The following is a 24,668-nucleotide window of genomic DNA, read 5'->3' on the forward strand; positions in this document are numbered from 1 at the left end:
CGAAATCTTTAGCAACACCGCCGTATACTTTTGCAAGAGTAGTACAGATAGCAGCAGTTAGAGTTGTTTTACCGTGGTCAACGTGGCCGATAGTACCAACGTTTACGTGCGGTTTCGTACGTTCAAATTTTTCTTTAGACACAATCGTGTTCCTTCCTAGTTATGATTCGCCACGTTCATTATTGAGCGAGACGCGCCAGAAATTGCTATTTTATGCGCCAACTCTCGTTAGCGCAATATTTGGACGCATTGTTCTTTCAAAAAATGAAAAAAAATGCCTTCCTTTTGTTTAACCACGCTCTGCAATGATTGCTTTTGCAACATTGTTAGGCACTTCAGCGTACTCACTAAACTCCATAGAGTAAGAAGCACGACCTTGTGTCGCAGAACGTAAATCAGTTGCGTAACCGAACATGACAGACAACGGAACTTGTGCACGAATTATCTTCAGGCCAGCTGTCCCCTCGTCCATACCTTCGATGATGCCGCGACGACGGTTAATATCGCCAACAACGTCACCCATCCAGTCTTCTGGAGTAGTTACTTCAACTTTCATCATAGGCTCAAGCAGAACCGGTTGCGCTTCAAGTGCACCCGTTCTGAAAGCCATAGAGGCAGCGATTGTAAACGCCATCTCACTTGAATCTGTTTCATGGTAAGAACCATCATATAGTGTAGCTTTGATATCCAAAACTGGATAGCCAGCAAGCACACCATTGTTCATCTGCTCTTCAACGCCTTTAGCAACTGAAGCGATAAACTCTTTCGGTACGATACCATTGGCAATTTCATCCACAAAGACAAAGCCTTCGCCAGCTTCTGATGGTTCTAGTTTCAGCCATACGTGACCGTACTGACCTTTACCACCATGTTCACGGATAAATTTACCTTCCGCTTTCGCTGTACCACGAATAGTCTCACGGTAAGCCACTTGCGGGTTACCAACGTTGCAGTTCACGCTAAATTCGCGCTTCATACGGTCAACGATGATATCTAAGTGTAGTTCACCCATACCAGAAATCAGAGTCTGGCCAGTTTCCGCATCCATATCAACGCGGAACGATGGGTCTTCCGCTGCTAGTTTACCTAGAGCGATAGTCATTTTATCTTGATCAGCTTGAGAGCTTGGCTCTACAACGATCTGAATAACTGGGTCTGGGAACTCCATGCGCTCAAGAACAATCTTATGGTTCTGGTCACAAAGGGTTTCACCAGTAGTCACATCTTTCAGGCCAATGATGGCTGCGATGTCACCTGCTCGTACTTCTTTTACTTCTTCTCGCTTGTTTGAGTGCATTTGAACAATGCGACCTAAGCGTTCACGTTGTTTCTTCACAGAGTTATAAGCTGTTTTACCGCTTTCAACAACACCAGAGTAAACACGGATGAAAGTTAAAGTACCAACGAATGGGTCTGTTGCAATCTTAAATGCTAGCGCTGAGAACGGTTCTTTGTCGTCTGCGTGACGCTCTGCTTCGTTCTCATCTTCATCGATACCTTTAATTGCAGGTACATCGACTGGAGAAGGAAGGAAATCAACAACTGCATCTAGAACAGCTTGTACACCTTTGTTTTTGAATGCACTACCACAAGTAGCAAGTACGATTTCATTATTAAGGGTACGAGTACGAAGACCTTGTTTGATTTCAGCTTCTGTTAGTTCACCTTCTTCAAGGTACTTATCCATCAGCTCTTCATTTGCTTCTGCAGCAGCTTCAACAAGTTCTGTACGATATTCTTCAGCCATTTCTTGCATGTCTGCAGGAATATCTTCGTACGTGAAAGTCATGCCTTGGTCAGCTTCATTCCAGTTAATTGCCTTCATCTTGATAAGATCGACAACGCCTTGGAAGTTTTCTTCAGCACCAATGTTCAGTTGAATTGGAACAGGAGTTGCGCCTAAGCGGTCCTTGATCTGTTCAACTACGCGCAAGAAGTCAGCGCCGGTACGGTCCATTTTATTAACGAAAACCATACGTGGAACTTGGTACTTATCAGCTTGACGCCATACTGTCTCTGACTGAGGTTCAACACCAGATGAGCCACAGAACACAACAACTGCACCATCAAGCACACGCAGAGAACGTTCTACTTCGATTGTGAAGTCAACGTGCCCAGGAGTGTCGATGATGTTAATACGGTGGTCCGAGAACTGAGCTTCCATACCACGCCAAAACGTAGTGGTTGCTGCTGAAGTGATCGTAATACCGCGCTCTTGCTCTTGCTCCATCCAGTCCATGGTTGCTGCACCATCGTGAACTTCGCCGATTTTGTGAGAAAGACCGGTATAGAACAGAATACGTTCACTTGTGGTTGTTTTACCTGCATCTACGTGAGCAACGATACCGATATTACGGTATTGCTCTATAGGAGTTTTACGAGCCACGGTTGAATCCTCTTATTAGAGACTTAGGGACTATTGCTATGTCTAGATTAGGCGTTAAAAGCGATGCTTCGCTAAAAATTGCTTGCCCTAGAAATAGCAATAGTTCCTAGCATAAGCATAGGAACTAAAGAAGTGCTGCAAGGAACCTTGCAGCACTAAAAAGGTATTACCAACGGTAATGTGCGAACGCTTTGTTTGCGTCAGCCATGCGGTGAACGTCTTCACGTTTCTTAACCGCAGTACCTTTGTTCTCAGACGCGTCTAGCATTTCAGCAGCTAGGCGTTGAGCCATAGATTTTTCACCACGCTTACGCGCAGCTTCAACTACCCAACGCATAGCAAGAGCGTTACGGCGAACCGGACGAACTTCTACAGGTACTTGGTAAGTTGAACCACCTACACGGCGAGATTTAACTTCTACCGCTGGGCGAACATTTTCAAGAGCTTCTTCAAATACAGCTAAGTGGTCTTTACCAGACTTCTCAGCCATTGAATCTAGTGCAGTGTAAACGATTTTTTCTGCAGTAGATTTCTTTCCGTCAACCATAAGGATGTTAACGAATTTTGCCAGCAATTCAGATTTGAACTTAGGATCTGGAAGGATCTTACGCTGACCTATTACGCGACGACGTGGCATGGATATTCTCCGTTGTCTTCTTCAGGTTTTTTCCAAAACTTTTCAGAATAATAAATAAAATAGTGTTTGGCCTTACTTAACGATTTCTTTTTAAAAAAGAGAATCAATTAAGACTTAGGACGTTTCACACCGTACTTAGAACGACCTTGTTTACGGTCGTTAACGCCAGCACAGTCAAGTGCGCCGCGAACAGTGTGGTAACGAACACCCGGAAGGTCTTTTACACGACCGCCACGGATTAGTACAACACTGTGCTCTTGTAGGTTGTGGCCTTCACCGCCGATGTACGAAGTTACTTCGAAACCGTTAGTTAGACGTACACGACATACTTTACGTAGTGCCGAGTTAGGTTTTTTAGGTGTAGTAGTGTAAACACGAGTACATACACCACGTTTTTGTGGGCACGCTTCTAGTGCAGGCACGTTGCTTTTAACAACTTGCTTTACACGAGGTTTGCGAACCAACTGGTTAATAGTTGCCATTAACTAGCTCCTGAAATTTACTTGAAAGTAAGCTTTGTGAAAAATCTATCCCTAATCACAAGTCGTAATTAGGGACGCAAAATTCTATTCAGCAGTGGGAGGTGTGTCAAGAAATATACAGATCTTTTTTAGCCGTCTAGAGCTCAGGATGGTCTACTTTTAACCAAACTGATAAAACACAGCTACCAAGTGACTGATTTGTCGTTCAAAACCGTCAGTTTAACGAAGCCATCGAAGTCAACTTGATCAATGGTACTTGAGACAAGTAGTTGTAAACCTCGGCTATCGAGATCTGGTTTTAACACCGACACCTGCTCTACTGCGCAGATTTGAGTGAATAACTCATGATTGGGAAGGCAAACATACACCGCATCTTCCACCAAAAGATACTGATCTTGTGGCTGAGAATAGGTCAATGCGAGTTTAAGTTTGTCGACTGATTTTACGATATGAAGCATAGCGTCCCCTAGAAAGTCAGTATCTGTTGGCACTGAGCTAACTTCTGCGTTAACTCGTCGGCTTCAACGGTGGTCACATCGATCAGCAGGTTGTCTGCTGAAAGACCAAACTGACTCAGACTACGCTGACACACATACACCCGTTCGATGTCGTACAGGTCCATAAGTTTGAATGCAGGGATGTAGTCACGCGATAGTGTTTCGTCGGGCTGCTGCGCTTTGAGAAGCTGTGTCACGCCATCGCCAACAAAGAACACGGCAATGTCTTCACTATATGCGGACGCAGCAAGCAGGGCGTCTAACCCTTCTCTACCCGCAGCGGTCGTATGAGGGAAACTGTTAAATATAAAGGCTAACTTTCTCAAAACTGCACAACCCTATCTTGCGTTAGTAGCGCTTCCGATAAGCTTCCTAATCCGGCTTGAGTAAATCCAGTGGCTAGGTTAGAGGCACTTAGTTGATGTTGCTCTGCTTCTTCAGAGCTAATCACTCCGCGTCTTAGCGCAGCTGCCACACAGGTTTCAAGGCTAACATCGTGTTCATCAGCCAGCTTTTGCCAAGCAGAAGCTAAATCAAATTCATCGTTAGCCGGTACGGTAAGGTCTGAGCCGTTACTGACGCCATCTTGATAGAAGAACACACTGTGAAGTTTGTGGCCCTGTTTAATCAGAGCCACGGCAAACTGGTAGGCACTTCTTGCTGACTGTGAGCCATAGACTGGCCCATTCACTAGGAGTGTATAGCTTAGCAACCCTCTTCATCCTCTGTTTTACGTTGGCGGATGTATAGGTACACGGTGTGCTTAGAGATGTTCAGTCGCTCAGCAACGCGGTTGATCGCGTCTTTAATATCGAAAATACCTTTGTCGTACAGCTCCATCACGATCTGACGGTTCTTAGTATTGTTCGATACCGATTTGTCAGCGTTAATTTCTTCAATGGTGCGTTCAACCGTTTGGTCGACAAGTTCTTCAACGTCACTAGCGAAGTTAACCGATGATGCGGCTTCGTCTGCGTCTTGTGTAGGCATGAACGATTGCAGCACTTGTGAGAATGGCGCGTCTAGATTCACGTTAATACACAGTAGGCCAATCACTCGGTCTTCACCGTTGCGGATAGCAACCGTGATCGACTTCATCAACACTCCGCCTTTAGCGCGAGTGAAGTATGAACGTGAGAAGTTACGCTTAGAACCTTCAATATCTTTTAGCATCTTCAATGCAAGATCGGTAATCGGCGAGCCAACCTGACGACCTGTATTTTCGCCGTTGGCAATTTTAATCGCAGAAGTATTGAGGTCTTCTAAAGAGTGCAAAACGATTTCACAAAACGGACCAATAAGGCTCGCAATACCGTCAACAACGGCCTCATAAGATCTTAGAATGATTTTATCGTGTTCACTGAATGGCATAACGTGGACTGATTCCATTTCAAGTAACACATCTGCATTGACTGTTTCTGTAGTAGTCACTTATTCCTTACCTTCGTGTGAAAAATCAACAAATTTATGTAAGTTTATCAGAAAATTTTAATTGCACACCTAGCTAACATTGCAACTAGTGATTTAGAACAAGTTTAAAAATCAAATACTCATCTTCAAATCATAAAAAAAGCCTAACTCAAAGTTAGGCTTTTTATTCAATCAACGTATTTTAGTACGAGGCTTTTAACCGATATTACTGTGCAGGAGCTGCTTCAGCGTTATCGATGTTTAGTAGTTCTACTTCGAATACTAGCGTTGAGTTAGCAGGGATAGTCGGTGTGTCTTGCTCACCGTATGCTAGCTCTGGCGGGATAACGAACTTGTACTTAGAACCAACTTGCATCAGTTGTACGCCTTCAGTCCAGCCTGGGATTACGCGGTTAAGTGGGAATGTTGCTGGTTCACCACGGTCGTAAGAGCTGTCGAACTGAGTACCGTCTGTTAGCGTACCTTTGTAGTGAACTTGAACAGTATCAGTGTCTTTTGGAGAAGCGCCTTCGCCAGCTGTCATTACTTGGTAAAGTAGGCCAGATTCAGTTTGCTCTACGCCTTCAGTCTTTGCGAACTCAGCGCGGAAGTCATCACCTGCTTTCTTAGTTTCAGCTGATTTCTCTGCCGCTTGTGCTTGCATAGTTTCAGCAACACGCTTGTCTAGAGCTTCAAGAGCTGCGCGAGTTTCTTCTTCGTTAAGTGCTGTTTTCTCTGCGAATACGTCTTCGATACCTTGAAGAACCATATCTTTGTCTAGGTTGATACCTAGCTCGCTTGGCTTATCAATGCTTGTGCTTAGGTAGTTAGCGAAAGATACACCGATTGCGTAAGCCGCTTTGTCATCTTCTGTTTTAAAGTTTACTGCTTCAACTTTAACTTCTTCTACCTGTGGAGCTTCTGCCTTTGGTTCTTCTTTCTGACAACCAACTGCTAGCATAACCGTTGCGGCAAGCAGTGATACTTTTAAAACTGATTTCATTGAATTCTCCAATTAATGGCCAAGCCATTGGTTATTGTGCACAAATCTAATGATTAGATTGGTGTGAATACGTTAGTTATAACAATATACTAGTCATATGTCTTTCGACACAAACCGGATTATTAGATGTGATGCGAATATTTTTCCACTCATTGCTATGTACAATTGTCATCACCTTGTTAAATGGTTGCTTTTTCTTCCAAGATGATGAGCAGCGTTGGGAAATTGAGCCCAATGGTGCCACCAGCTTTGCACTCAGCAGAGATGGACGCTTCGCCCTGCTCTACTCTCAGCAAAAGCAACTGCTCCTTTGGGACCTCGCCGAAGACCAAGAGTTGGCTCAGCTTGGTCCACAAGACCAGTTAGAAAACCAAGTATCGCGTATCCGTATCTCGGACAATGGCCGTTTTGCCATTACCGCTAGCCAGATGAACTTCGCCGTTTGGGACTTATCTTGGACTCAAGCACAAGGGCTCTGGTCTATCTCCGACGGCTTGATTCGCGATGTCGATATCTCTAGCAATGGTGAAAAAGTATTGCTTGGCCTTTCTAATGGAAAAGCCATCTATGTGGACTTAGTCACCGGACGCCGTCTTGAGTTCCTTGCTCACCGAGAAAAAGTTAATTCTGTTTCCCTTTCTTCCAATGGTCGCTACGCATTATCAGGTGGCAACGACTATAAAGCCTACCTGTGGGATACCGAGTCAGGCTTGGTATTACGCACCTTTGAGCATGAACAAAGAGTAGTACGAGTCACGCTACAACGCGATGGCGAGCTGGCTTTTACCTCTGATGGCGGCAATCAAGCGATGATTTGGGATCTTGAAACGGGCGAACCTCAAGCGCAATTGCAAAGCTGGTCTCGACAGTTGATTTTTTCGAGTGCTCGTTTTTCTGATGACGGCAGCATGTTGGTGACGGGCACGCCATCCAGCCAAGTGAGTGTGTGGAATACTCAGGATGGCAAACGAATTTCTCGCCACGATGCTGAGCCACTAAAAGATGCTCGCCCTCCTCGTGCGGTAGTGTATGATGCAGCCTTTGATGATAAGAACCGTGTGATATCGGGCACCTCTGCGGGCATTGCCCAAGCTTGGAATGTGGATTAAGAACGATGACAGAAAAGCGAGTTGAACAACTAGAAAGCCGCGTAAATGACCTAGAGTGTCAGCTAGCTTTCCAAGAACAGACCATTGAAGAACTCAATGAAGCGCTTAGCCAACAACAAATGTTAATCACGAGAATGCAAGATCAGATGAAGTTCGTGGTTGGCAAAGTAAAAAATATGGATGGCTCTAATCTAGCTGACGCATCAGAAGAGACGCCACCTCCACACTATTAAGTGCGGTTCAAAATAACCAATTAAATCTAACGACGCATATCGTTAGTTTCTCGTCCTCAATGTGTAAACACATTTCAGGACGGGACATAGAAAACTAAAAGGACGACAGATACTTATCTGTCGCCCTTTTGTTTATTTCATCTCAGTGAATAAGCTAAAGCCAATTAAGCCGATACCAACTTAGTCGTCGGCATAAATCTTCACTTCAACACGACCTTGAGTATCAACGCTTGCACGATACATTCCTGAGCTGTTCATACCAAAATGTATATCGCCTTGGCCATCGATAGCGATCAAGCCACCTTCTCCACCCATGGTTTTCAATTCACCTTGAATGATCGTTTCACAAGCGGTGTGCACATCTTCTTTCAGATAACGCATTCGTGCTGCGACATCACTGGCGACCATTTTACGTAGGAAGAACTCACCCATCCCGGTTGTTGAGACGGCAACATTGCCATTTTCAGCGATGGTTCCTGCACCAATGATCGGAGAGTCACCCACACGACCGTATTTCTTATTGGTCACGCCACCGGTACTGGTTGCTGCCGCTAAGTTACCCGCTTGGTCTAATGCGACCGCACCAACCGTGCCGTACTTTTTATCGTCAGGGGATTTCTCAGCTTGCTGTTCATCATATTTCGCTTCAGACAGAGCAAAGATGCCTTTCTCTTTCATCGACTGAAGTTGGTCATAGCGGCGCTCAGTAAAGAAGTAGTCTTGCTCGGTAAAGGTGTAGTCATGCTCAAACGCAAACTTCTCGGCACCTTCACCAATCAGCAACACATGGTCGCTTTTCCGCATCACATCACGTGCAAGCTCAATTGGGTTTTTGATATGGCGAACGCCTGCAATAGCACCTGCATCCATTTCGCGGCCATGCATCACAGAAGCGTCCATCTCAACAAATTCATCATGCGTTAAAACAGAGCCCCTACCGGCATTAAAGTGCGGGCTGTCTTCCATCACCTTAACCGATGCCACTACCGCATCCAGAGCATCACCACCCGATTGCAATATTTGATAACCAGCCAAAACCGATTTTTCCAAAGCCTCGGTAATACCCGCTTTTAATTCATCGCTCATTTGCTCGCGCAAGATGGTTCCTGCACCACCATGAATGGCAATTGAAAAAGGCTGTGACATACAAACTCTCCACTGACGTCGTCTTATAATGTTGTGCTATCAATACCACATCCATGGTTCGATGTCTGATAACGAAAACCAAACTTTTACGAATGCTTAGATTTGCGGACACTTAGTTTGGTAGAGAAAAGCGAGACTCCTAAACGCAAAAAGCCTCCACAAGGGAGGCTTTCAAGATTCTTAAACTAAACCGTTAATTCGGTATTAGTGAGAACCACAGCTACCGCCGCCGCAGCAGCCGTCTTTTTTCTCTTCACCGTGGTCATGGCCTTCGCCACCACAGCAACCGCCTTCGTGGTCATGATCGTGGTCGTGACCGCCACAGCCGCCTTCTTGGTGTACGTGACCGTGTTGAACTTCTTCTTCAGTCGCTTCACGAACCGCTACAACTTCAACGTCAAACGTTAGAGTTTGGCCAGCTAGCATGTGGTTACCATCAACAACAACTTCGTCGCCATCTACTTCAGTAACTTCAACTGGGATTGGACCTTGGTCAGTATCCGCTAGGAAACGCATGCCAACTTCGATTTGCTCAACACCTTGGAATACGTCAGCAGGAACACGTTGAACTAGTGCGTCGTTGTGTTCGCCGTATGCGTCTTCTGGAGTAACAGTTGCAGAGAACTTGTCGCCAGCTACTTTGCCTTCAAGCTCTTTTTCAAGACCTGTAATTAGGTTGTTGTGACCGTGAAGGTAATCTAGTGGAGCTTCTGCAGTTGATTGGTCAACTACTACGCCATCTTCAAGTTTCACTTGATATGCAACACTAACTACTACGTTCTTTTCAATTTTCATGAGAGCTCCAAGGAGGTTTGGACTAAGCTCGAACAGTTGAGCTTAGGAAAAATTCTGTACCGAGATATTATGGGGATCAATTAACGAAACTCAATCATTCTGGCTTAAAAATACCGATCATTTCTTGATTCGCGTGTTCAGATTTCTCTACAGTTTTCGGTTTACGCTGTTCTGTGAAGTCACAATCGACACATTCCACCAGCTCGATATTATTTTCAATCCACCAACGGAGTGTGTCTTGAGTATTGCAACTTGGGCAGCTTGCCCCTGCGATAAAGCGTTTTTTCTGTTTCACGTTCATATCCTTTACTGCTCTGGATTCGCGGTTCTTCCCACTCACTTTATTGATAAGTTAAGCAGAGACCGCGTTTATTATTAGGTTAGTTCTATAGTCTGTTATTTCTATGCCCAAGCTCTATTTCTAAGCTCAAGCATAAGTTATCACTTCAAGCTACTGCCAATAGTTTCGAGATTGGTGATCGTTTTCCATCTCGTGTCCAAAGATCTCTTCAAGTTCTTTACGAGCCTCTTTCGCTCTTTGGGCTAACTCGGCATCTTCGTTATGCTGAGGCAGCAACTCTTTCAGCATACCATTATCCAACTTTCTAAAGTGTGCTTCTGCTCGCTTCGCTTTATATGGATGCATGCCAAGTTCAGTCAATGTTTGACGACCTAAATCCAATGCTCCAAGGAAGGTTTCACGCGAATAGTTACTCACACCGTGGTTAAGTAGTTGATACGCTTCAACACGGCTTCGTGCACGCGCCAAGATCTTTAAGCGTGGGAAGTGCTGCTTACATAAATCGACGGTTTTCATGATTTCATCTGGGGAGTCAGTACACAACACAATCGCCTCTGCTTTATCAGCACCGGCTGCGCGTAATAGCTCTAGGTGAGTCGAGTCTCCGTAAAACACCTTGTAGCCGAACTTTCTAAGGATGTGTATTTGGCTGGCATCACTTTCAAGGACAGTGATACGAATCTTGTTGGCATACATCAGACGACCAATGATCTGACCAAAACGACCAAAGCCCGCAATAATCACTCGAGGGCTGCGATCAACCACATCCGAAGACATCGCACTTTCACTGATTTGATTAAGCTGACGTGCAAAGAATCGGTCTTGCAGTTTAAGCATCAATGGCGTGGTCACCATAGAAAGGCTCACAACCACCAGTAAGAACGACACTTGTTCGCCACTTAAGATGCCTTGAGCACTCGCCGCAGTAAAAATAACGAAAGCGAACTCACCACCTTGGCTAAGGATCATCGCCATTCGGCTGCGTGCTTTAGCTTGAGTGCCGAAGATACGAGCCAGCGCATACAGCACCAAACCTTTCAATACGACTAGCGACGACACTGCAATAAGTATTGCGAATGGGCTTTCTGCCAGTAGACCTAGGTTTACCGCCATACCCACAGAGATAAAGAACAGACCAAGCAGTAAACCTTTGAATGGATCAATCGCGATCTCAAGCTCGTGTCGATATTCACTTTCAGCCAGAAGTACGCCCGCTAGGAAGGTACCTAATGCCATCGACAAGCCAATCCGTTGCATGATCACAGCAATACCAATCACAAGTAACAGCGCCGCGACGGTGAATAACTCACGCACACCACTCATCACTACGTATCGGAAAAGTGGTCTCAACAAGAAGTGGCCACCGACCAGTAGGCCAATCACGCCACCCAGCATCCACAGCATGTCAGCCCAGCTACCGCCGGTATTACCCGCAAGTAGAGGCAACATTGCTAGCATTGGAATAACAGCGATATCTTGGAAAAGCAGTACTGCAAAGCCCGACTGCCCGGCTTCTTTGCCGCCGAGCTCTCGCTCTTCAATAACACGCAAGGCAATCGCAGTCGAAGACAGCGCCAAACCCATACCTATCACGAGACTGGTTTGCCAGGTTAATCCAAATAGACAGGCGATGGCGGTAATAATCAAGGTGGTGATCAACACTTGCGCCCCCCCTAAGCCGAGAATAGGCGCCCGCATCTGCCACAGTTTTTTGGGGTTAAGTTCGAGACCAATCAAGAAGAGCAGCAGTACCACCCCGAATTCGGAGAAGTGTAGAATCGCTTCGACATCACTGATTAAGCCAAGCCCCCATGGGCCAATTGCCACGCCCGCTAATAAGTAACCAAGTACTGAACCCAAACCGGCGCGCTGTGCGATAGGAACCGCAACCACAGCAGCCGCTAAAAATATAACGCTACTTTGTAGAAAATCATTAGTCAGAGCCATCATCTGCTCCTATATCTTGTAGCGGGTCTCGCAACCAATTTCGATACGCTTCGGCGTGTTGGTAACGCGTCATATCGGAGACATTTCGTGCCCAGTGTAAAACCAAAGGGGATATCCAATTCATCTGACACAAAGCAGCGGTAAGCTCGAATGGTTGCAAGATCTCTTGTAATGGATATTTATTATAGCCTGCGGCACCAAACGCCTCTTCTTTACCACCGGTAGTAATCACACTGCGCCAGTGTTTGCCTTTAAGTGCGCTCTGCTCACCAAACGCAAAACCCTTGCCTAACACGCGATCAAACCACTCTTTTAACAATGAAGGGCAGGAATACATAAACAGAGGATGCTGAAACACGATCACATCGTATTGAAGGAGCAATTCATGCTCATAAGGCACATCGATAAAGAAGTCTGGGTAGATGGCGTAGAGATCATGAACTTTGACATGACCGAGCGACTCTACCTTCTTAACCATCATCTGATTAGCAATAGAGGTTTGCGGCTCTGGGTGCGCGTAGATGATCAACACCTTTGGCACGACTTTGTCTGTCGAGGGAGTATTACTCATTCCTTTGAAACATTCCTTTGAGGGCTAAACGGTGGCAAGGCCACAAGAATTTAAGCAAAAGTTATTAATATGTTATTGGCATCATAACGCAAATTGCATTGTGATCGACTTTTATCTGGTTTCAGCCTACTATGCAGGCGTCTGTTCACCTCTAATTTCTATGCTATTTCAATTATGATTACTTTCTCTGATATTCAATTGCTACGCGGCGGTAAGCCACTCCTCGACCAAGCATCTGCGACTTTTCACCCTGGCGACAAGATCGGTTTGGTTGGTAAAAACGGCTGTGGTAAATCTACGCTATTCGCCTTAATTAAGGACGAACTGTCTATTGATGCGGGCTCATTCAGCAAACCTGCCCATTGGGAAATGGCTTGGGTTGCTCAAGAAACCCCTGCATTAGAAAGAACAGCAATTGAATACGTGATTGATGGTGACCGTGAATACCGCGGCCTTGAAGATCAACTAGAGAAAGCTGAACAAGCCGACAATGGCACATTGGTAGCAGAGATCCACGGCAAGATTGAAACCATTGGTGGTTACAGCATAAAGGCACGTGCTGCCGAGTTACTGGATGGCCTAGGCTTTAGCCAAGAACAAATGACATGGAACCTGACTCAATTCTCAGGTGGTTGGCGTATGCGTTTGAACCTAGCGCAAGCCCTACTGTGTCGCAGTGACCTACTGCTACTCGATGAGCCTACCAACCACTTGGATTTAGACGCAGTAATGTGGCTAGAGCGTTGGTTACAAAGCTACCCTGGCACGCTAGTGCTTATCTCGCACGATAGAGACTTCTTAGACCCTATCGTCAACCGCATCGTGCACGTTGAAAACCAACAGCTCAATGAGTACACGGGTAACTACTCATCGTTCGAAACCCAACGAGCGCAAAAACTGATTCTGCAACAAGCGATGTACCAAAAGCAGCAGAAACAGATGTCTCACATGCAGAGCTACATTGACCGTTTCCGTTACAAAGCTTCAAAGGCTCGCCAAGCGCAAAGCCGTATTAAAGCGCTAGAGAAAATGGAACAAGTGCTGCCTGCTCAGTTTGATAATCCATTCAGCTTTGAGTTTAGAGAACCAGACGCGCTACCAAATCCAATCATGATGATGGATGAAGTATCAGCGGGCTATGATGACAATCTGATTCTAGAGAAAATTCGCCTGAACCTAGTACCGGGTAGCCGTATTGGTCTACTTGGTCGAAATGGTGCTGGTAAATCAACACTGATTAAACTGCTTTCTGGCGAACTTAAACAGCAAGGCGGTGAACTGAGTTATTCGCAAGGCGTTAAGATTGGTTACTTTGCACAGCACCAGTTAGAAACGTTGCACCCAGAAGAAACACCGCTGCAGCACATGATGCAGATTGCCCCTAAACACACCGAGCAACAATTGCGTGATTACCTAGGTAGCTTCGGTTTCCAAGGTGAAAAAGCGCTCGATAAAGTGGCACCCTTCTCTGGTGGTGAAAAAGCGCGTTTAGTTCTGGCGCTACTGGTATGGCAAAAACCGAACCTGTTGCTACTCGATGAACCAACCAACCACTTGGATCTCGACATGCGTCAAGCGCTGACTTTTGCCCTGCAGACGTTTGAAGGCGCAATGGTTATCGTATCGCACGACCGTTACCTACTGCGTGCAACTACCGATGATTTATACCTTGTACACGACCGCCAAGTCGCACCGTTTGATGGTGACTTAAGCGATTACTACAAGTGGCTAACCGAGCAACAGAAAGTTGAGCGCAAAGAAGCACAAGCATTGGCACCAGCCAAAGACGGCGCCAACAGTGCAGCAGCGAAAAAAGAGCAGAAACGTAAAGAAGCCGAGTTCCGTAAACTGACGGCACCACTTCGTAAAAAGCTCACTCAATTTGAAAAGCAGATGGATAAATTAACGCAGGCTCTTGAAGAAGCTGAGCAAGAATTATCCGACACATCACTGTATGAAGCTGAAAATAAGGCTAAACTGAATAAAGTACTCGCTCTCCAAGCGAGCAGTAAGTCACAGCTAGAAGAAGTTGAAATGGATTGGATGTCCACTCAAGAAGAGCTTGAGCAGATGGAACAGGATATGGATAGCTTATGAGCCCAGAGCACGCCCCAATATCACTAACACTGGAACGACTATGGCAATTTAGCCTTCAGTATTACAGTGTGCGCGGTGTAAAGGATGCGTGCTTAGCTTTGCAAAACCAGTTCCACGGCAACGTCAATCTACTGCTGCTTCTCAAATGGCTTGATGAGCAGCAATTGTCTTTTGCTGAAGAAGAGTGGCATAAAGTTCAACAGTGTTTAAGCCGCTCTGAAACCCTGCTTCATAGCTATCGAGAGCTACGTAAACATCTCAAAGCACACGTTGTCGACTCTCTATACCGTGAAGCGCTAAAGTTTGAGTTACAGCTTGAAAAGCAACAACAGTCCGATCTGGTCGACTGTATAAACTCCCTACAACTGTACGCTAACCAGCAATCACCGCTCACTTTTCAGTACTGTCGTTTATTAGGGGCTGAAAACCTCTGCGACGCTTTTTCTGAACCAGCACCACAGCCCTAGCTCGTTCTCTTTCCCTTTTATTCAATCAAGATCCAAGCTTAACCTTGATATTATTCAAACGGTTACCCATAGTCTGTTTTTGTATCTCGTATAAGTGAAGCCTTGCGCTTATGCCGAGAATCAACCAAGCTCAAATAAAAACGTGGGCGTTTCGTTACAAACTCAACACGTTATCAAAACCCGTATAAAGAAGCATGGATCGTTTTTATGACAATATTTACCGCAGCTGCTGGTCTCTCTAATCCGCACTTACAAACCTTAGTGCCACGGTTTATTAGGAAGCAGGCGCTGTTTCATCCTCACTGGCAAACCTTAGAAACACCCGATGGTGACTTTCTTGATCTTGCTTGGAGCGAATCACCAGACGGTGACACCTCAAATAAAAATGATCGCAGTAGCAAGCCGATATTCGTTCTATTCCACGGTTTAGAAGGTAGCTTTGAGAGCCCTTATGCCAATGGATTAATGAATGCGTTTGCTAAAGATGGTTGGTTGTCCGTGATGATGCACTTCAGAGGCTGCAGCGGAAAACCCAATCGCCTGGCTCGCGCTTACCATTCAGGTGAAGTCGAAGATGCGCGCTTTTTTCTAAGACACCTGCACGCCCAGTTTCCGAATAACCCTAAGGTTGCGGTTGGCATATCTTTAGGTGGAAACATGCTGGCGAACTATTTGGCTGAGTACGCAGACTACCCATTGCTGTCGGCGGCGACCATCGTATCTGCTCCATTTGACTTAGCGTGTTGCTCGAGTCGTATTGAGCGCGGTTTCTCCAAGCTTTATAAGAAGTACCTGCTCAACTCTCTAAAATCGAATGCGTTAAAAAAAGTTAACCTGCTACAGGAAAAACTTGGCATCACAGCTGAAGCCATCAAGAACATCACCAAACTGTATGAGTTTGATGAACGAATCACTGCGCCTCTGCACGGCTTCAAAAATGCCCAAGATTATTATGCGCAATGTTCTGCTCTGCCTAAGCTCAATAAGATCAAACTACCGACTCAGATCATTCATGCCAAAGACGACCCTTTCATGACCGATGATGTGATCCCAAAATTTGTTCTGCCCGATAACATCGATTATCGACTGTTTCAAAAAGGCGGCCATGTTGGGTTTATTACTGGCAGTACACTCAAGCCAAGGTTTTGGTTAGAAGAAGCCTTGCCTGCCTACTATGAAAGTATCCAAGATTCGGCATAATGACCGAGCCTTAGTAAATAGAAGTAAAACAATACTAAGCACACGCATTTCTACATCAATAAACCTATTTATGAACATAAAAGAGAGAAGTATTTATGATCATCCCATGGCAAGACATTGCGCCAGAGACACTGGAAAACCTCATCAAAGAGTTCGTGCTGCGTGAAGGCACAGACTACGGCGACGTAGAGGTTTCGCTGCAAAACAAGATTGATCAAGTGAAACATCAATTAGCTTCAGGAGAAGTCAACATCGTGTTTTCTGAGCTCCATGAAACCGTTGATATTCAAGTCACAAAACGCTTCTAAGCTGCGCTCATAAAGGAGCCGTGTTATAGTGGTAAACGATTGCTAACAAGTAAGTTACTCAAAAGACAAGGGTTGTCATGTCCGCTAAACATCCAATTATTGCGGTGACGGGTTCATCTGGAGCCGGCACCACCACCACCTCAGAAGCCTTCCGTAAAATGTTCAATATGATGGACGTGAAGGCCGCTTGGGTTGAAGGGGATAGTTTCCATCGCTTCACTCGCCCAGAGATGGATGTCGAGATCCGTAAAGCGCGCGAGCAAGGTAAGCACATCAGCTACTTTGGTCCACAAGCCAACGACTTTGGTGCGCTAGAAGAGTTCTTCCGTAAATACGGTAACGAAGGTACAGGCAAGGTACGTAGCTACCTGCACACGTTCGATGAAGCCGTTCCTTACAATCAAATGCCAGGCACCTTTACGCCATGGCAAGAGATCCCAGAAAATTCAGATGTGATGTTTTACGAAGGCCTGCACGGCGGTGTGGTTGATGGCGATATCAATGTTTCTCAACACGTCGACTTGCTGATCGGCATGGTACCTATCGTCAACTTAGAATGGATCCAGAAATTCGTTCGCGACACACGCGATCGTGGTCATTCTCGTGAAGCAGTAATGGACTCGATTGTTCGCTCGATGGATGATTACCTTAACTACATTACTCCTCAGTTTTCGCGTACTCACATCAACTTTCAGCGTGTTCCAACGGTAGACACATCAAACCCTCTCAACGCTAAAGGGATCCCAAGTTTAGACGAAAGCTTCGTTGTTATACGTTTGCGCGGCATCAAAAACGTCGATTTCCCTTACCTTTTAGCTATGATTGATGGCTCATTTATGTCTCGCCACAACACGCTTGTGGTACCAGGAGGGAAGATGAGTTTTGCTATGGAGCTCATTGTAAGGCCGATCCTACAACAACTCATCGAAACCGGAAAAATTGGTTAACAGAGCACCATTCTGGTTGATTACTTTTCATACCGTGATCATGTGCACAATTTTGCGTAAAAAATCGTAGCTTGGTCACGATTAAAATCAAGAAATAGTACCTGAAAAAGGATACTATTCTTAAACGAAACACAAGATAGCTTGCAGCGCTCAACGAGTGCTCTTATCCTACAAGTCAATCCAGGCTTAGCTAAAATACGGAAAGCGGCAAGCATACCCTGCAGAGGAAGTGAGATATTATGGTTCTAGGTAAACCTCAAACCGATCCAACATTAGAGTGGTTCCTTTCACACTGTCATATTCATAAGTACCCATCAAAAAGTACTTTGATTCATGCTGGTGAAAAGGCAGAAACCTTGTACTACATTGTTAAAGGTTCTGTGGCAGTTCTTATCAAAGACGAAGAAGGTAAGGAAATGATTCTTTCTTACCTAAACCAAGGCGACTTCATCGGTGAGCTAGGCTTATTCGAAGAAGACCAAGAGCGTACAGCTTGGGTTCGTGCAAAATCTCCTTGTGAAGTAGCTGAAATTTCTTTCAAGAAATTCCGTCAACTTATCCAAGTGAACCCAGACATCCTAATGCGTCTATCAGCGCAAATGGCAAACCGTCTACAAGTAACTAGCCAAAAAGTTGGTGACTTAGCGTTCCTTGACGTAACTGGTCGTATCGCACAAACGCTACTAAACCTAGCAAAACAACCAGATGCAATGACTCACCCTGACGGCATGCAAATCAAGATCACTCGCCAAGAGATTGGCCAGATCGTTGGTTGTTCTCGTGAGACAGTTGGTCGTATCTTGAAGATGCTAGAAGAGCAGAACCTAATTTCTGCACACGGTAAAACTATCGTGGTATATGGCACTCGTTAATCTCGATTAACTGAGCCTAAAATTTGAAAGCCACCAAATGCAAATTTGGTGGCTTTTTTGTTTTCTAAAGATCTACAAAGAAAATACGAATGAAACACCTACAGCTTCGAAGCGCAAACACTCTCGAAGCGAAGCCTATCTGCATCTTTAGGGTAAAGTCCGTACTCGTATCTTTCTTTAACCGTTAGTGCTTTCGAAGATCTTGTCAGCCGATGCTGCCACAAAACCGGTATAAAGCTCACCATTAGCCATCGCATAACGCTTAGCGAACTCATAGAAGCCTCCAGGAATCATCTCATTGCCCTCAACAAATGAAACTGGGACTTTATCTGCCATTGTTGATGATTGCTCTAATAAGACCTCTGGAGAGCCTTTAACCTGGCCACCAGATGCATTGATCGTGAAGCCTGATTCGCTCAAATAATCATTCACTGCCTGCACTTCATCAAAAGCATCGAGTTGATTAACGCTCACTGTAAAGTGGTTGGCACCGTAACCATGAGCTGCGAGCCAAGACGCGTATTCACTCTCTTTTGCAAGCACTTGGAAATCAGCGAAGCTCAAATCCCATTGGCGACCACCAAACAAGAATTCATGGCCTTGAAGCTTGCTTACGTCGACTTGCTCAACCAATTTAGCAACGATCTGTTGTAAGTCACTTGAACACTCTTCGACCTTCAACTCACTAATGAACACTTTAGGTTGATTTGGATCTGGGTGCTCGTAATGCTTCGCGACTAGCTTCTTACTCTCAAACAAGTAATCGCCACACGCTTTATAACCTAGCTCAAGGAAAGGCTTAGCCAATGTTTCAATACCTAGCGGAGCAACATTGAAAGTACGCAGTGCAATGTGATCATTAATCAGAGCTTCGTCTTCTTTCAGCAAGTGATGTACTTTCTCAGCCGATGGACAAAGCCTGTGAATGTAATCGTCCCAAAGTGATTTAAAGAGTAGATCGGGCGTCATGGTGACTCCTTGTCAGAGGTTCTAGCAAGCTAGTAATTTGGATTAGAAAGGGAGAGGCTGAGACACAGAGTCAGCAGCCATCAGCCTGTGACATACTTGTTCTATTATTATCTACCGCCCAATCTAGGTGTCGGACGTGATGGAAAAGGGAAGCGATAACACCACTTCCCTATTTCAAGCTTAACCAATGAGCCTAAGACTCATTAGCCTAAATTAAAGCTCAATACCCGGGCTAAACGTTGCTGGAAGTTGAGTTTCACCGCCTTCCATTGAAGCCATAGGATAAGCACAGTAGTCCGCCGCATAGTAAGCACTTGGGCGTAGGTTGCCTGAAGCACCCGGACCACCAAATGGTGCATCACCACTTGCGCCTGTTAGCTGACGGTTACGGTTAACAATACCCGCACGGATATGGTCAACGAAGTATTCCCATTCAGAATCATCTGTTGATACAAGACCCGCAGACAAACCAAAACGAGTGTCGTTAGCTAGCTCAACCGCTTGCTTTAGCGATTGGTAACGAACCACTTGTAGCAGTGGACCGAAGTACTCTTCATCCGGCAGCTCAGCAATGTTGGTTGCGTCGATAATACCCGGAGAAACAAACGCCGCTTGACCCGCTTTTGCTTCTACTAGGCTGACGCCGCCTAACGATTGTAGATTCGCTTGCGCGTCCAGAATGAACTTAGCCGCAGCTTCAGAGATCTGAGGACCCATGAAGGGTGCTGGTTCAGCGAATGGCTGATCAACACGAATCTTTTGCGTCGCTGCGACCAGCTTATCGAGTAGCAGATCCCCCTTCTCGCCAACAGGCACGTACAAACGACGAGCACATGTACAACGTTGACCCGCACTGATGAACGCCGATTGGATAATGGTGTATACCGTTGCGTCTGCGTCACCATATTGGTCACTGATCACCATAGGGTTATTGCCACCCATCTCTAGTGCCAGCATCTTGCCCGGTTGGCCCGCGAATTGACGGTGAAGGATATGCCCCGTATTAGCACTACCTGTGAACAGCACGCCATCAAGACCTTTAGCATCGGCCAGTGCGATACCTGTCTCTTTAGCGCCTTGTACTAGGTTGATTACGCCAGCAGGAAGACCCGCTTCTTGCCATAGCTTCATTGCGAATTCACCCGTCCAAGGTGTCTGCTCTGAAGGCTTGAATACTACGGTGTTGCCCGATAGCAGAGCTGGAACAATATGACCGTTAGGTAAGTGACCAGGGAAGTTGTAAGGCCCAAATACCGCCATCACGCCCAATGGACGGTGACGAAGTACAATTTGGTTGCCAGCCGCTCCACGTGAAGCTTCACCTGTACGCTCGTGGTAAGCACGGATAGAGATAGCAATTTTGCCTGCCATCGCGCCCGCTTCAGTGCGAGTTTCCCAAATCGGTTTACCCGTCTCTTTCGCGATGATTTGCGCGATTTCTTCGCTGTTCTCTTTAACTTTCTCAGCAAAGTTCAACACGATCGCTTCACGCTCTGCAAAGCTCAGTTTTTTCCAAACCAAGAAGGCTTCACGAGCTGCTGCTACTGCAGATTCAACCTGTGCTGGTGTCGCGCTATCACCCTGCCACACTACTTCATTGTTGTATGGGCTTACTGATGTCATGGCGTCACCTTGACCTGCCACCCACTGTCCTGCTATCCACTGAGTCATACTTCTATCCTTAAAATCTTCGACAGATAATCGCCGCTCTTATTGAGCCAACATGCGAACGAATTCGCCTTCTTTTACTTCAAGAGCGCTTGCTACTTCAGATGATAAAATCACTGTGTCGCTTGCTTGGTCATACGCACCTTTCGCGGCTACTGCGCGGAAGTTCTCAAACGAGGTATTACCAATTAGGAAGTCTTTAGAGCTAGAGTGCTCTGCAATTTGAACCTGTGCTCGAATTGAGTGACGCACAGATTCGATGTTTCTTAGATCACACTCAACCGTTGGGCCTGCATCAAAGATGTCGACATAACCACGGTTGGTGAAACCTTCACGTTCCAGCAACTTAAGTGCAGGGCGCGTATTGTCATGTACCTCTCCGATCACCGCTTGAGCTTCTTTGCTCAGTAGGTTCACGTAGATAGGTAGCTTAGGCATTAGGTCAGCAATGAAGCCTTTCTTACCAATACCGGTTAGGTAATCGGCAAGCGTGAAGTCAATCGAGAAGAAATGTTCTTGCAGCCATTGCCAGAAAGGAGAATTGCCTTCCGCATCTGATACACCACGCATCTCAGCAAAGATCGTTTTTGAGAAACGCTCTGGGTGCTCAGCCATCAGTAGGAAACGACACTTAGACATCAGTCGACCGTTTAAGCCTTTGCGGTAATCAGGACGTAAGAACAGCGTACAAATTTCGCTGCAGCCTGTGTAGTTATTACCAAACGTCAACAGCTTAACCACGTTATTCACTTTAAGGCGCTGTGAAGAGTGAACCACTTTACTGATGTGGTACGAGTAAAAAGGCACATCCCAGCCAATGGAAGCTTCGATACCCGTTGTACCAGCAACTTCGCCAGTTTCAGCGTCGAAACCCACCATTAGATAGCCTTCATCACCGGGTTCGGTCACGTCTGCTTTCGCAAAGCTGTATTCAGAATGGGTAATACGATTGGTTAACAGTTCTTCGTTAACCGGAAGAGATGTGAATCCATGACCTGATTCAACTGCACAGGTGTGCAGCGCATCGTAATCAGACAGTTTTATTGGGCGAACAACTAGCATCAATATTCCCTCCAGATGCAAAATAGGCCCAAAACCAGAAGCTTGGGCCTTTAGCAGAACGTCATGGGATCGCTCTATTGGCGATCATTCCTATGACGCCGCTCAGGCTAAACTAGCGTAGCGATTGCTTTGTCTAGTTTTGATAAACCTTCTTCAATTTCTTGTTTAGTGATAACCAGTGATGGAGTAAAACGAACCACGTTTGCACCCGCAACCAGTACCATTAGGCCTTGCTCGCCTGCTGCTACTAATACGTCACGCGCACGCCCTTGCCATTCGTCATTCAGTGCAGCACCTAACAATAGGCCTTTACCACGAATCTCACTGAAAATTTGGTATTTGTCGTTAATCTTAGTTAGACCATCACGGAATAGCGCTTCACGCTCTTTTACGCCTTCTAGAGTCTCAGGTTGGCTAACTACGTCAACCACTGCTTCAGCTACCGCACACGCCAGTGGGTTACCACCGTATGTAGAACCGTGCGTACCAACCTTAAGGTGTGTAGCCAGTTCAGACGTCGTCAGCATTGCGCCGATAGGGAAACCGCCACCTAGAGACTTCGCTGTGCTTAGAATGTCTGGCGTCACGCCCAGACCTTGGTAAGCATAGAAGTTACCAGTACGACCATTACCTGTTTGTACTTCATCAAAAATCAACAATGCATTGTGCTTGTCACACAGTTCACGAACCGTATTCACGAACTCAGCCGTTGGAGAGATGATACCGCCCTCGCCTTGCAGAGGTTCCATCATGATGGCACAAGTGCGATCAGAGATATGCGCTTCTAGAGCGGCAATATCGTTGTAAGGTAGGTGAGTTACATCGCCAGGTTTTGGACCGAAGCCATCTGAGTAAGCTTCTTGACCACCAACGGTTACAGTAAAGAAAGTACGACCGTGGAAACCTTGTTTGAATGCAATGATTTCAGATTTCTCAGGACCGTGAACATCCGCAGCCCAACGACGAGCTAGCTTAAGTGCTGCTTCGTTCGCTTCTGCACCAGAGTTCGCAAAGAATACTTTTTCTGCAAAACATACGTCAGTTAGCTTCTTCGCTAGACGCAGTGCAGGTTCGTTAGTCATTACATTACTTAGGTGCCAAATCTTGTTTGCTTGCTCGGTAACAGCATTAACCATTGCTGGGTGACAGTGACCCAAACAGCTCACAGCGATACCACCAGCAAAGTCGATATACTCTCGGCCTTGTTGGTCCCAAACGCGTGCGCCTTCCCCTTTTACTGGGATCATTTCCATTGGGTTATAACAAGGCACCATCACCTCATTAAACAGACTACGTTCTACTTTATTTTCCACTGTCATCGTACATTCCTTCTCGATACCGCAAGCTTCGCAAATAAGCGTAATGGTTCATAAGTGAGACAAAGATATTTTGTCTCGCCATAATCCCGCTGCAGCATTATATTTACATTTAATTAACCTTTTCAATAGTAGATTATTCTTTAGCCATCCCTTACAACCAGCTAAACGTCACTACCTATGACTATTTATGCATCAATTAATCTGTTTTATGAAGCTTTTTTTACCTAAACGTATAACCAGCAACAGCAAAGCCTTACTGGCATTGCGGTATATTGGGTTCGAGACGAAATAACGCGAATAATTTTGCATAGGCTAAAAACTTAGCCTGACGAGGGAGAAATGTTATAAAAAGTGATCGGCGTCAGAGGGATGAAGACGCGTAGCGCCCGAATTTAAACGCTTAACGGGTAATGGAATACGTTAAACTGGCTTATTTAGACGGAGAAAGAGTCAAATTTAAACACTCAGCGTGCTAGGAAGTTAGCGAGAAGCTGGTGTCCTTGCTCTGTTTTAATCGATTCAGGGTGAAATTGGACGGCATCAATCGGCAAGGTTTTGTGTTGATAACCCATGATCTCATCCATGCTACCATCTTCAAATTCCGTCCAAGACGTCAGCTCAAAACAGTCTGGTAATGTGCCGTTTTTCACCACTAAAGAGTGGTAACGAGTCACAGTCAGAGGGTTATTGAGACCTTGAAAAACACTCTTCCCGTTATGACGAATAGGCGAGGTTTTACCGTGCATCACTTGTCTGGCTCTCACCACTTCACCACCAAAGACTTGAGCAATGGCTTGATGACCAAGACACACACCTAAGATCGGCAGCTTACCAACGAAGTGTTCAATCACCTGCAGCGAAATTCCCGCATCATCGGGCGTACATGGGCCCGGCGAGATAACAAGATGGCTAGGATTTAACGCTTCGATGCCCGCAATATCAATCTCATCGTTGCGAACAACTTTTACAGTTACCCCTAACTCACAGAAATACTGATACAAGTTATAGGTAAAAGAGTCGTAGTTATCGATGATAAGTAACATGGGTCGAAATCGTTTGCTAAATACTAAAGGATTGGGAGATATAGGGGCGGTATTGTGCAATACCCATAGCGAAAGGCAAGTGGAAACTGCATTTCGCCAATAATTAAGGCCAACCTAAGTTGACCTTAATTGTTTACAGATAGCGTTAAGTTATCTGAATTGGCTTACTTGTATGGCAAGCCAATCTATTTGTGATTGA

The 24,668-nt window shown here is 45.7% G+C and carries 27 protein-coding genes; 8 read left to right on the top strand and 19 right to left on the bottom strand.

Features of this window, described 5'->3' with window-relative positions:
- The 9 genes from AB4329_RS03600 to fkpA form a co-directional block, all read right to left on the bottom strand.
- Positions 1-142 (bottom strand): GTP-binding protein (locus AB4329_RS03600; RefSeq protein WP_242456805.1); only part of this gene is annotated, 142 nt, incomplete at its 3' end.
- Positions 143-289: 147 nt separating this feature from the next.
- Positions 290-2,386, bottom strand: a complete 2,097-nt coding sequence (fusA, locus tag AB4329_RS03605; protein ID WP_017061101.1) for an elongation factor G — start codon at positions 2,384-2,386, stop codon at positions 290-292.
- A 166-nt stretch (positions 2,387-2,552) separates the two neighbouring features.
- Positions 2,553-3,023 carry a 30S ribosomal protein S7 gene (rpsG, locus tag AB4329_RS03610; protein WP_010435163.1) on the bottom strand — a complete coding sequence of 157 codons (471 nt, stop codon included), beginning with the start codon at positions 3,021-3,023 and terminating at the stop codon, positions 2,553-2,555.
- Between the two features lie 107 nt (positions 3,024-3,130).
- Complete coding sequence (gene rpsL / locus AB4329_RS03615; protein WP_004737194.1) at positions 3,131-3,505, bottom strand: 30S ribosomal protein S12; 375 nt, start codon at positions 3,503-3,505, stop codon at positions 3,131-3,133.
- 182 nt (positions 3,506-3,687) lie between these two features.
- A complete protein-coding gene (tusB, locus tag AB4329_RS03620; protein ID WP_017063711.1) occupies positions 3,688-3,963 on the bottom strand; it encodes a sulfurtransferase complex subunit TusB in 276 nt (91 codons plus the stop codon).
- A gap of 8 nt (positions 3,964-3,971) precedes the next feature.
- The gene (tusC, locus tag AB4329_RS03625) at positions 3,972-4,328 is read right to left on the bottom strand and encodes a sulfurtransferase complex subunit TusC (RefSeq protein WP_372137666.1); all 357 of its coding nucleotides are present in this window, start codon (positions 4,326-4,328) and stop codon (positions 3,972-3,974) included.
- Positions 4,325-4,714 (bottom strand): sulfurtransferase complex subunit TusD, encoded by a 390-nt coding sequence (gene tusD / locus AB4329_RS03630; protein ID WP_017063709.1) that lies wholly within the window; start codon positions 4,712-4,714, stop codon positions 4,325-4,327. The genes tusC and tusD overlap by 4 nt, the downstream gene beginning before the upstream one ends.
- Positions 4,708-5,433: a transcriptional regulator gene (locus AB4329_RS03635; protein ID WP_004729851.1), complete on the bottom strand. Its 726-nt coding sequence runs from the start codon at positions 5,431-5,433 to the stop codon at positions 4,708-4,710. Before AB4329_RS03635 ends, tusD begins: the two co-directional genes overlap by 7 nt.
- Positions 5,434-5,638: 205 nt before the next feature.
- The gene (fkpA, locus tag AB4329_RS03640) at positions 5,639-6,415 is read right to left on the bottom strand and encodes an FKBP-type peptidyl-prolyl cis-trans isomerase (protein WP_017068826.1); all 777 of its coding nucleotides are present in this window, start codon (positions 6,413-6,415) and stop codon (positions 5,639-5,641) included.
- Between the two features lie 131 nt (positions 6,416-6,546).
- On the opposite strand from fkpA, the gene AB4329_RS03645 reads away from it, so the two are divergent.
- Both AB4329_RS03645 and AB4329_RS03650 read left to right on the top strand, forming a co-directional pair.
- A complete protein-coding gene (locus tag AB4329_RS03645) occupies positions 6,547-7,524 on the top strand; it encodes a WD40 repeat domain-containing protein (protein ID WP_372137678.1) in 978 nt (325 codons plus the stop codon).
- A 5-nt stretch (positions 7,525-7,529) separates the two neighbouring features.
- A complete protein-coding gene (locus tag AB4329_RS03650; RefSeq protein WP_009848930.1) occupies positions 7,530-7,757 on the top strand; it encodes a SlyX family protein in 228 nt (75 codons plus the stop codon).
- A 180-nt stretch (positions 7,758-7,937) separates the two neighbouring features.
- Here AB4329_RS03650 and AB4329_RS03655 read toward each other — a convergent pair whose 3' ends face one another.
- From AB4329_RS03655 to kefG, 5 genes are all read right to left on the bottom strand, one after another.
- Positions 7,938-8,903, bottom strand: a complete 966-nt coding sequence (locus AB4329_RS03655) for an isoaspartyl peptidase/L-asparaginase family protein (RefSeq protein ID WP_372137667.1) — start codon at positions 8,901-8,903, stop codon at positions 7,938-7,940.
- Positions 8,904-9,107: 204 nt separating this feature from the next.
- Positions 9,108-9,698 carry a peptidylprolyl isomerase gene (gene slyD, locus AB4329_RS03660; protein WP_017061108.1) on the bottom strand — a complete coding sequence of 197 codons (591 nt, stop codon included), beginning with the start codon at positions 9,696-9,698 and terminating at the stop codon, positions 9,108-9,110.
- 94 nt (positions 9,699-9,792) lie between these two features.
- Entirely contained in the window at positions 9,793-9,993 is a 201-nt protein-coding gene (locus tag AB4329_RS03665) for a YheV family putative zinc ribbon protein (protein WP_029235422.1), read from the bottom strand.
- 156 nt (positions 9,994-10,149) lie between these two features.
- Positions 10,150-11,946, bottom strand: a complete 1,797-nt coding sequence (gene kefB / locus AB4329_RS03670; RefSeq protein WP_017063703.1) for a glutathione-regulated potassium-efflux system protein KefB — start codon at positions 11,944-11,946, stop codon at positions 10,150-10,152.
- Complete coding sequence (kefG, locus tag AB4329_RS03675) at positions 11,933-12,517, bottom strand: glutathione-regulated potassium-efflux system ancillary protein KefG (protein ID WP_050711690.1); 585 nt, start codon at positions 12,515-12,517, stop codon at positions 11,933-11,935. The genes kefB and kefG overlap by 14 nt, the downstream gene beginning before the upstream one ends.
- A gap of 174 nt (positions 12,518-12,691) precedes the next feature.
- Here kefG and AB4329_RS03680 point away from each other — a divergent pair, with 174 nt between their 5' ends.
- From AB4329_RS03680 to crp, 6 genes are all read left to right on the top strand, one after another.
- Complete coding sequence (locus tag AB4329_RS03680) at positions 12,692-14,614, top strand: ABC transporter ATP-binding protein (RefSeq protein ID WP_017061112.1); 1,923 nt, start codon at positions 12,692-12,694, stop codon at positions 14,612-14,614.
- The gene (locus AB4329_RS03685) at positions 14,611-15,081 is read left to right on the top strand and encodes a TIGR02444 family protein (RefSeq protein ID WP_017066206.1); all 471 of its coding nucleotides are present in this window, start codon (positions 14,611-14,613) and stop codon (positions 15,079-15,081) included. The genes AB4329_RS03680 and AB4329_RS03685 overlap by 4 nt, the downstream gene beginning before the upstream one ends.
- Before the next feature lie 207 nt (positions 15,082-15,288).
- Complete coding sequence (locus AB4329_RS03690) at positions 15,289-16,281, top strand: hydrolase (protein WP_102393048.1); 993 nt, start codon at positions 15,289-15,291, stop codon at positions 16,279-16,281.
- 95 nt (positions 16,282-16,376) lie between these two features.
- On the top strand, positions 16,377-16,589 hold the full coding sequence (locus AB4329_RS03695; RefSeq protein WP_215406500.1) for a YheU family protein: 213 nt from the start codon (positions 16,377-16,379) through the stop codon (positions 16,587-16,589).
- Between the two features lie 77 nt (positions 16,590-16,666).
- Entirely contained in the window at positions 16,667-17,536 is an 870-nt protein-coding gene (locus tag AB4329_RS03700; RefSeq protein ID WP_010435210.1) for a phosphoribulokinase, read from the top strand.
- Between the two features lie 239 nt (positions 17,537-17,775).
- Positions 17,776-18,408, top strand: a complete 633-nt coding sequence (crp, locus tag AB4329_RS03705) for a cAMP-activated global transcriptional regulator CRP (RefSeq protein ID WP_004729651.1) — start codon at positions 17,776-17,778, stop codon at positions 18,406-18,408.
- 177 nt (positions 18,409-18,585) lie between these two features.
- Here crp and AB4329_RS03710 read toward each other — a convergent pair whose 3' ends face one another.
- The 5 genes from AB4329_RS03710 to AB4329_RS03730 form a co-directional block, all read right to left on the bottom strand.
- Positions 18,586-19,377, bottom strand: coding sequence for a DUF1338 domain-containing protein (locus AB4329_RS03710; protein WP_372137668.1), 792 nt, complete (start codon positions 19,375-19,377; stop codon positions 18,586-18,588).
- Between the two features lie 213 nt (positions 19,378-19,590).
- On the bottom strand, positions 19,591-21,048 hold the full coding sequence (astD, locus tag AB4329_RS03715; protein WP_372137669.1) for a succinylglutamate-semialdehyde dehydrogenase: 1,458 nt from the start codon (positions 21,046-21,048) through the stop codon (positions 19,591-19,593).
- Positions 21,049-21,087: 39 nt separating this feature from the next.
- Complete coding sequence (gene astA / locus AB4329_RS03720) at positions 21,088-22,107, bottom strand: arginine N-succinyltransferase (RefSeq protein WP_017061116.1); 1,020 nt, start codon at positions 22,105-22,107, stop codon at positions 21,088-21,090.
- 107 nt (positions 22,108-22,214) lie between these two features.
- On the bottom strand, positions 22,215-23,426 hold the full coding sequence (locus AB4329_RS03725; RefSeq protein WP_017066202.1) for an aspartate aminotransferase family protein: 1,212 nt from the start codon (positions 23,424-23,426) through the stop codon (positions 22,215-22,217).
- Positions 23,427-23,890: 464 nt separating this feature from the next.
- The gene (locus AB4329_RS03730; protein ID WP_009848915.1) at positions 23,891-24,469 is read right to left on the bottom strand and encodes an aminodeoxychorismate/anthranilate synthase component II; all 579 of its coding nucleotides are present in this window, start codon (positions 24,467-24,469) and stop codon (positions 23,891-23,893) included.
- Positions 24,470-24,668 lie beyond the last annotated feature (199 nt).

Origin of the sequence: Vibrio sp. 10N.261.54.A5, from assembly GCF_041471145.1 — a bacterium.
Lineage (GTDB): Bacteria > Pseudomonadota > Gammaproteobacteria > Enterobacterales > Vibrionaceae > Vibrio > Vibrio crassostreae_C.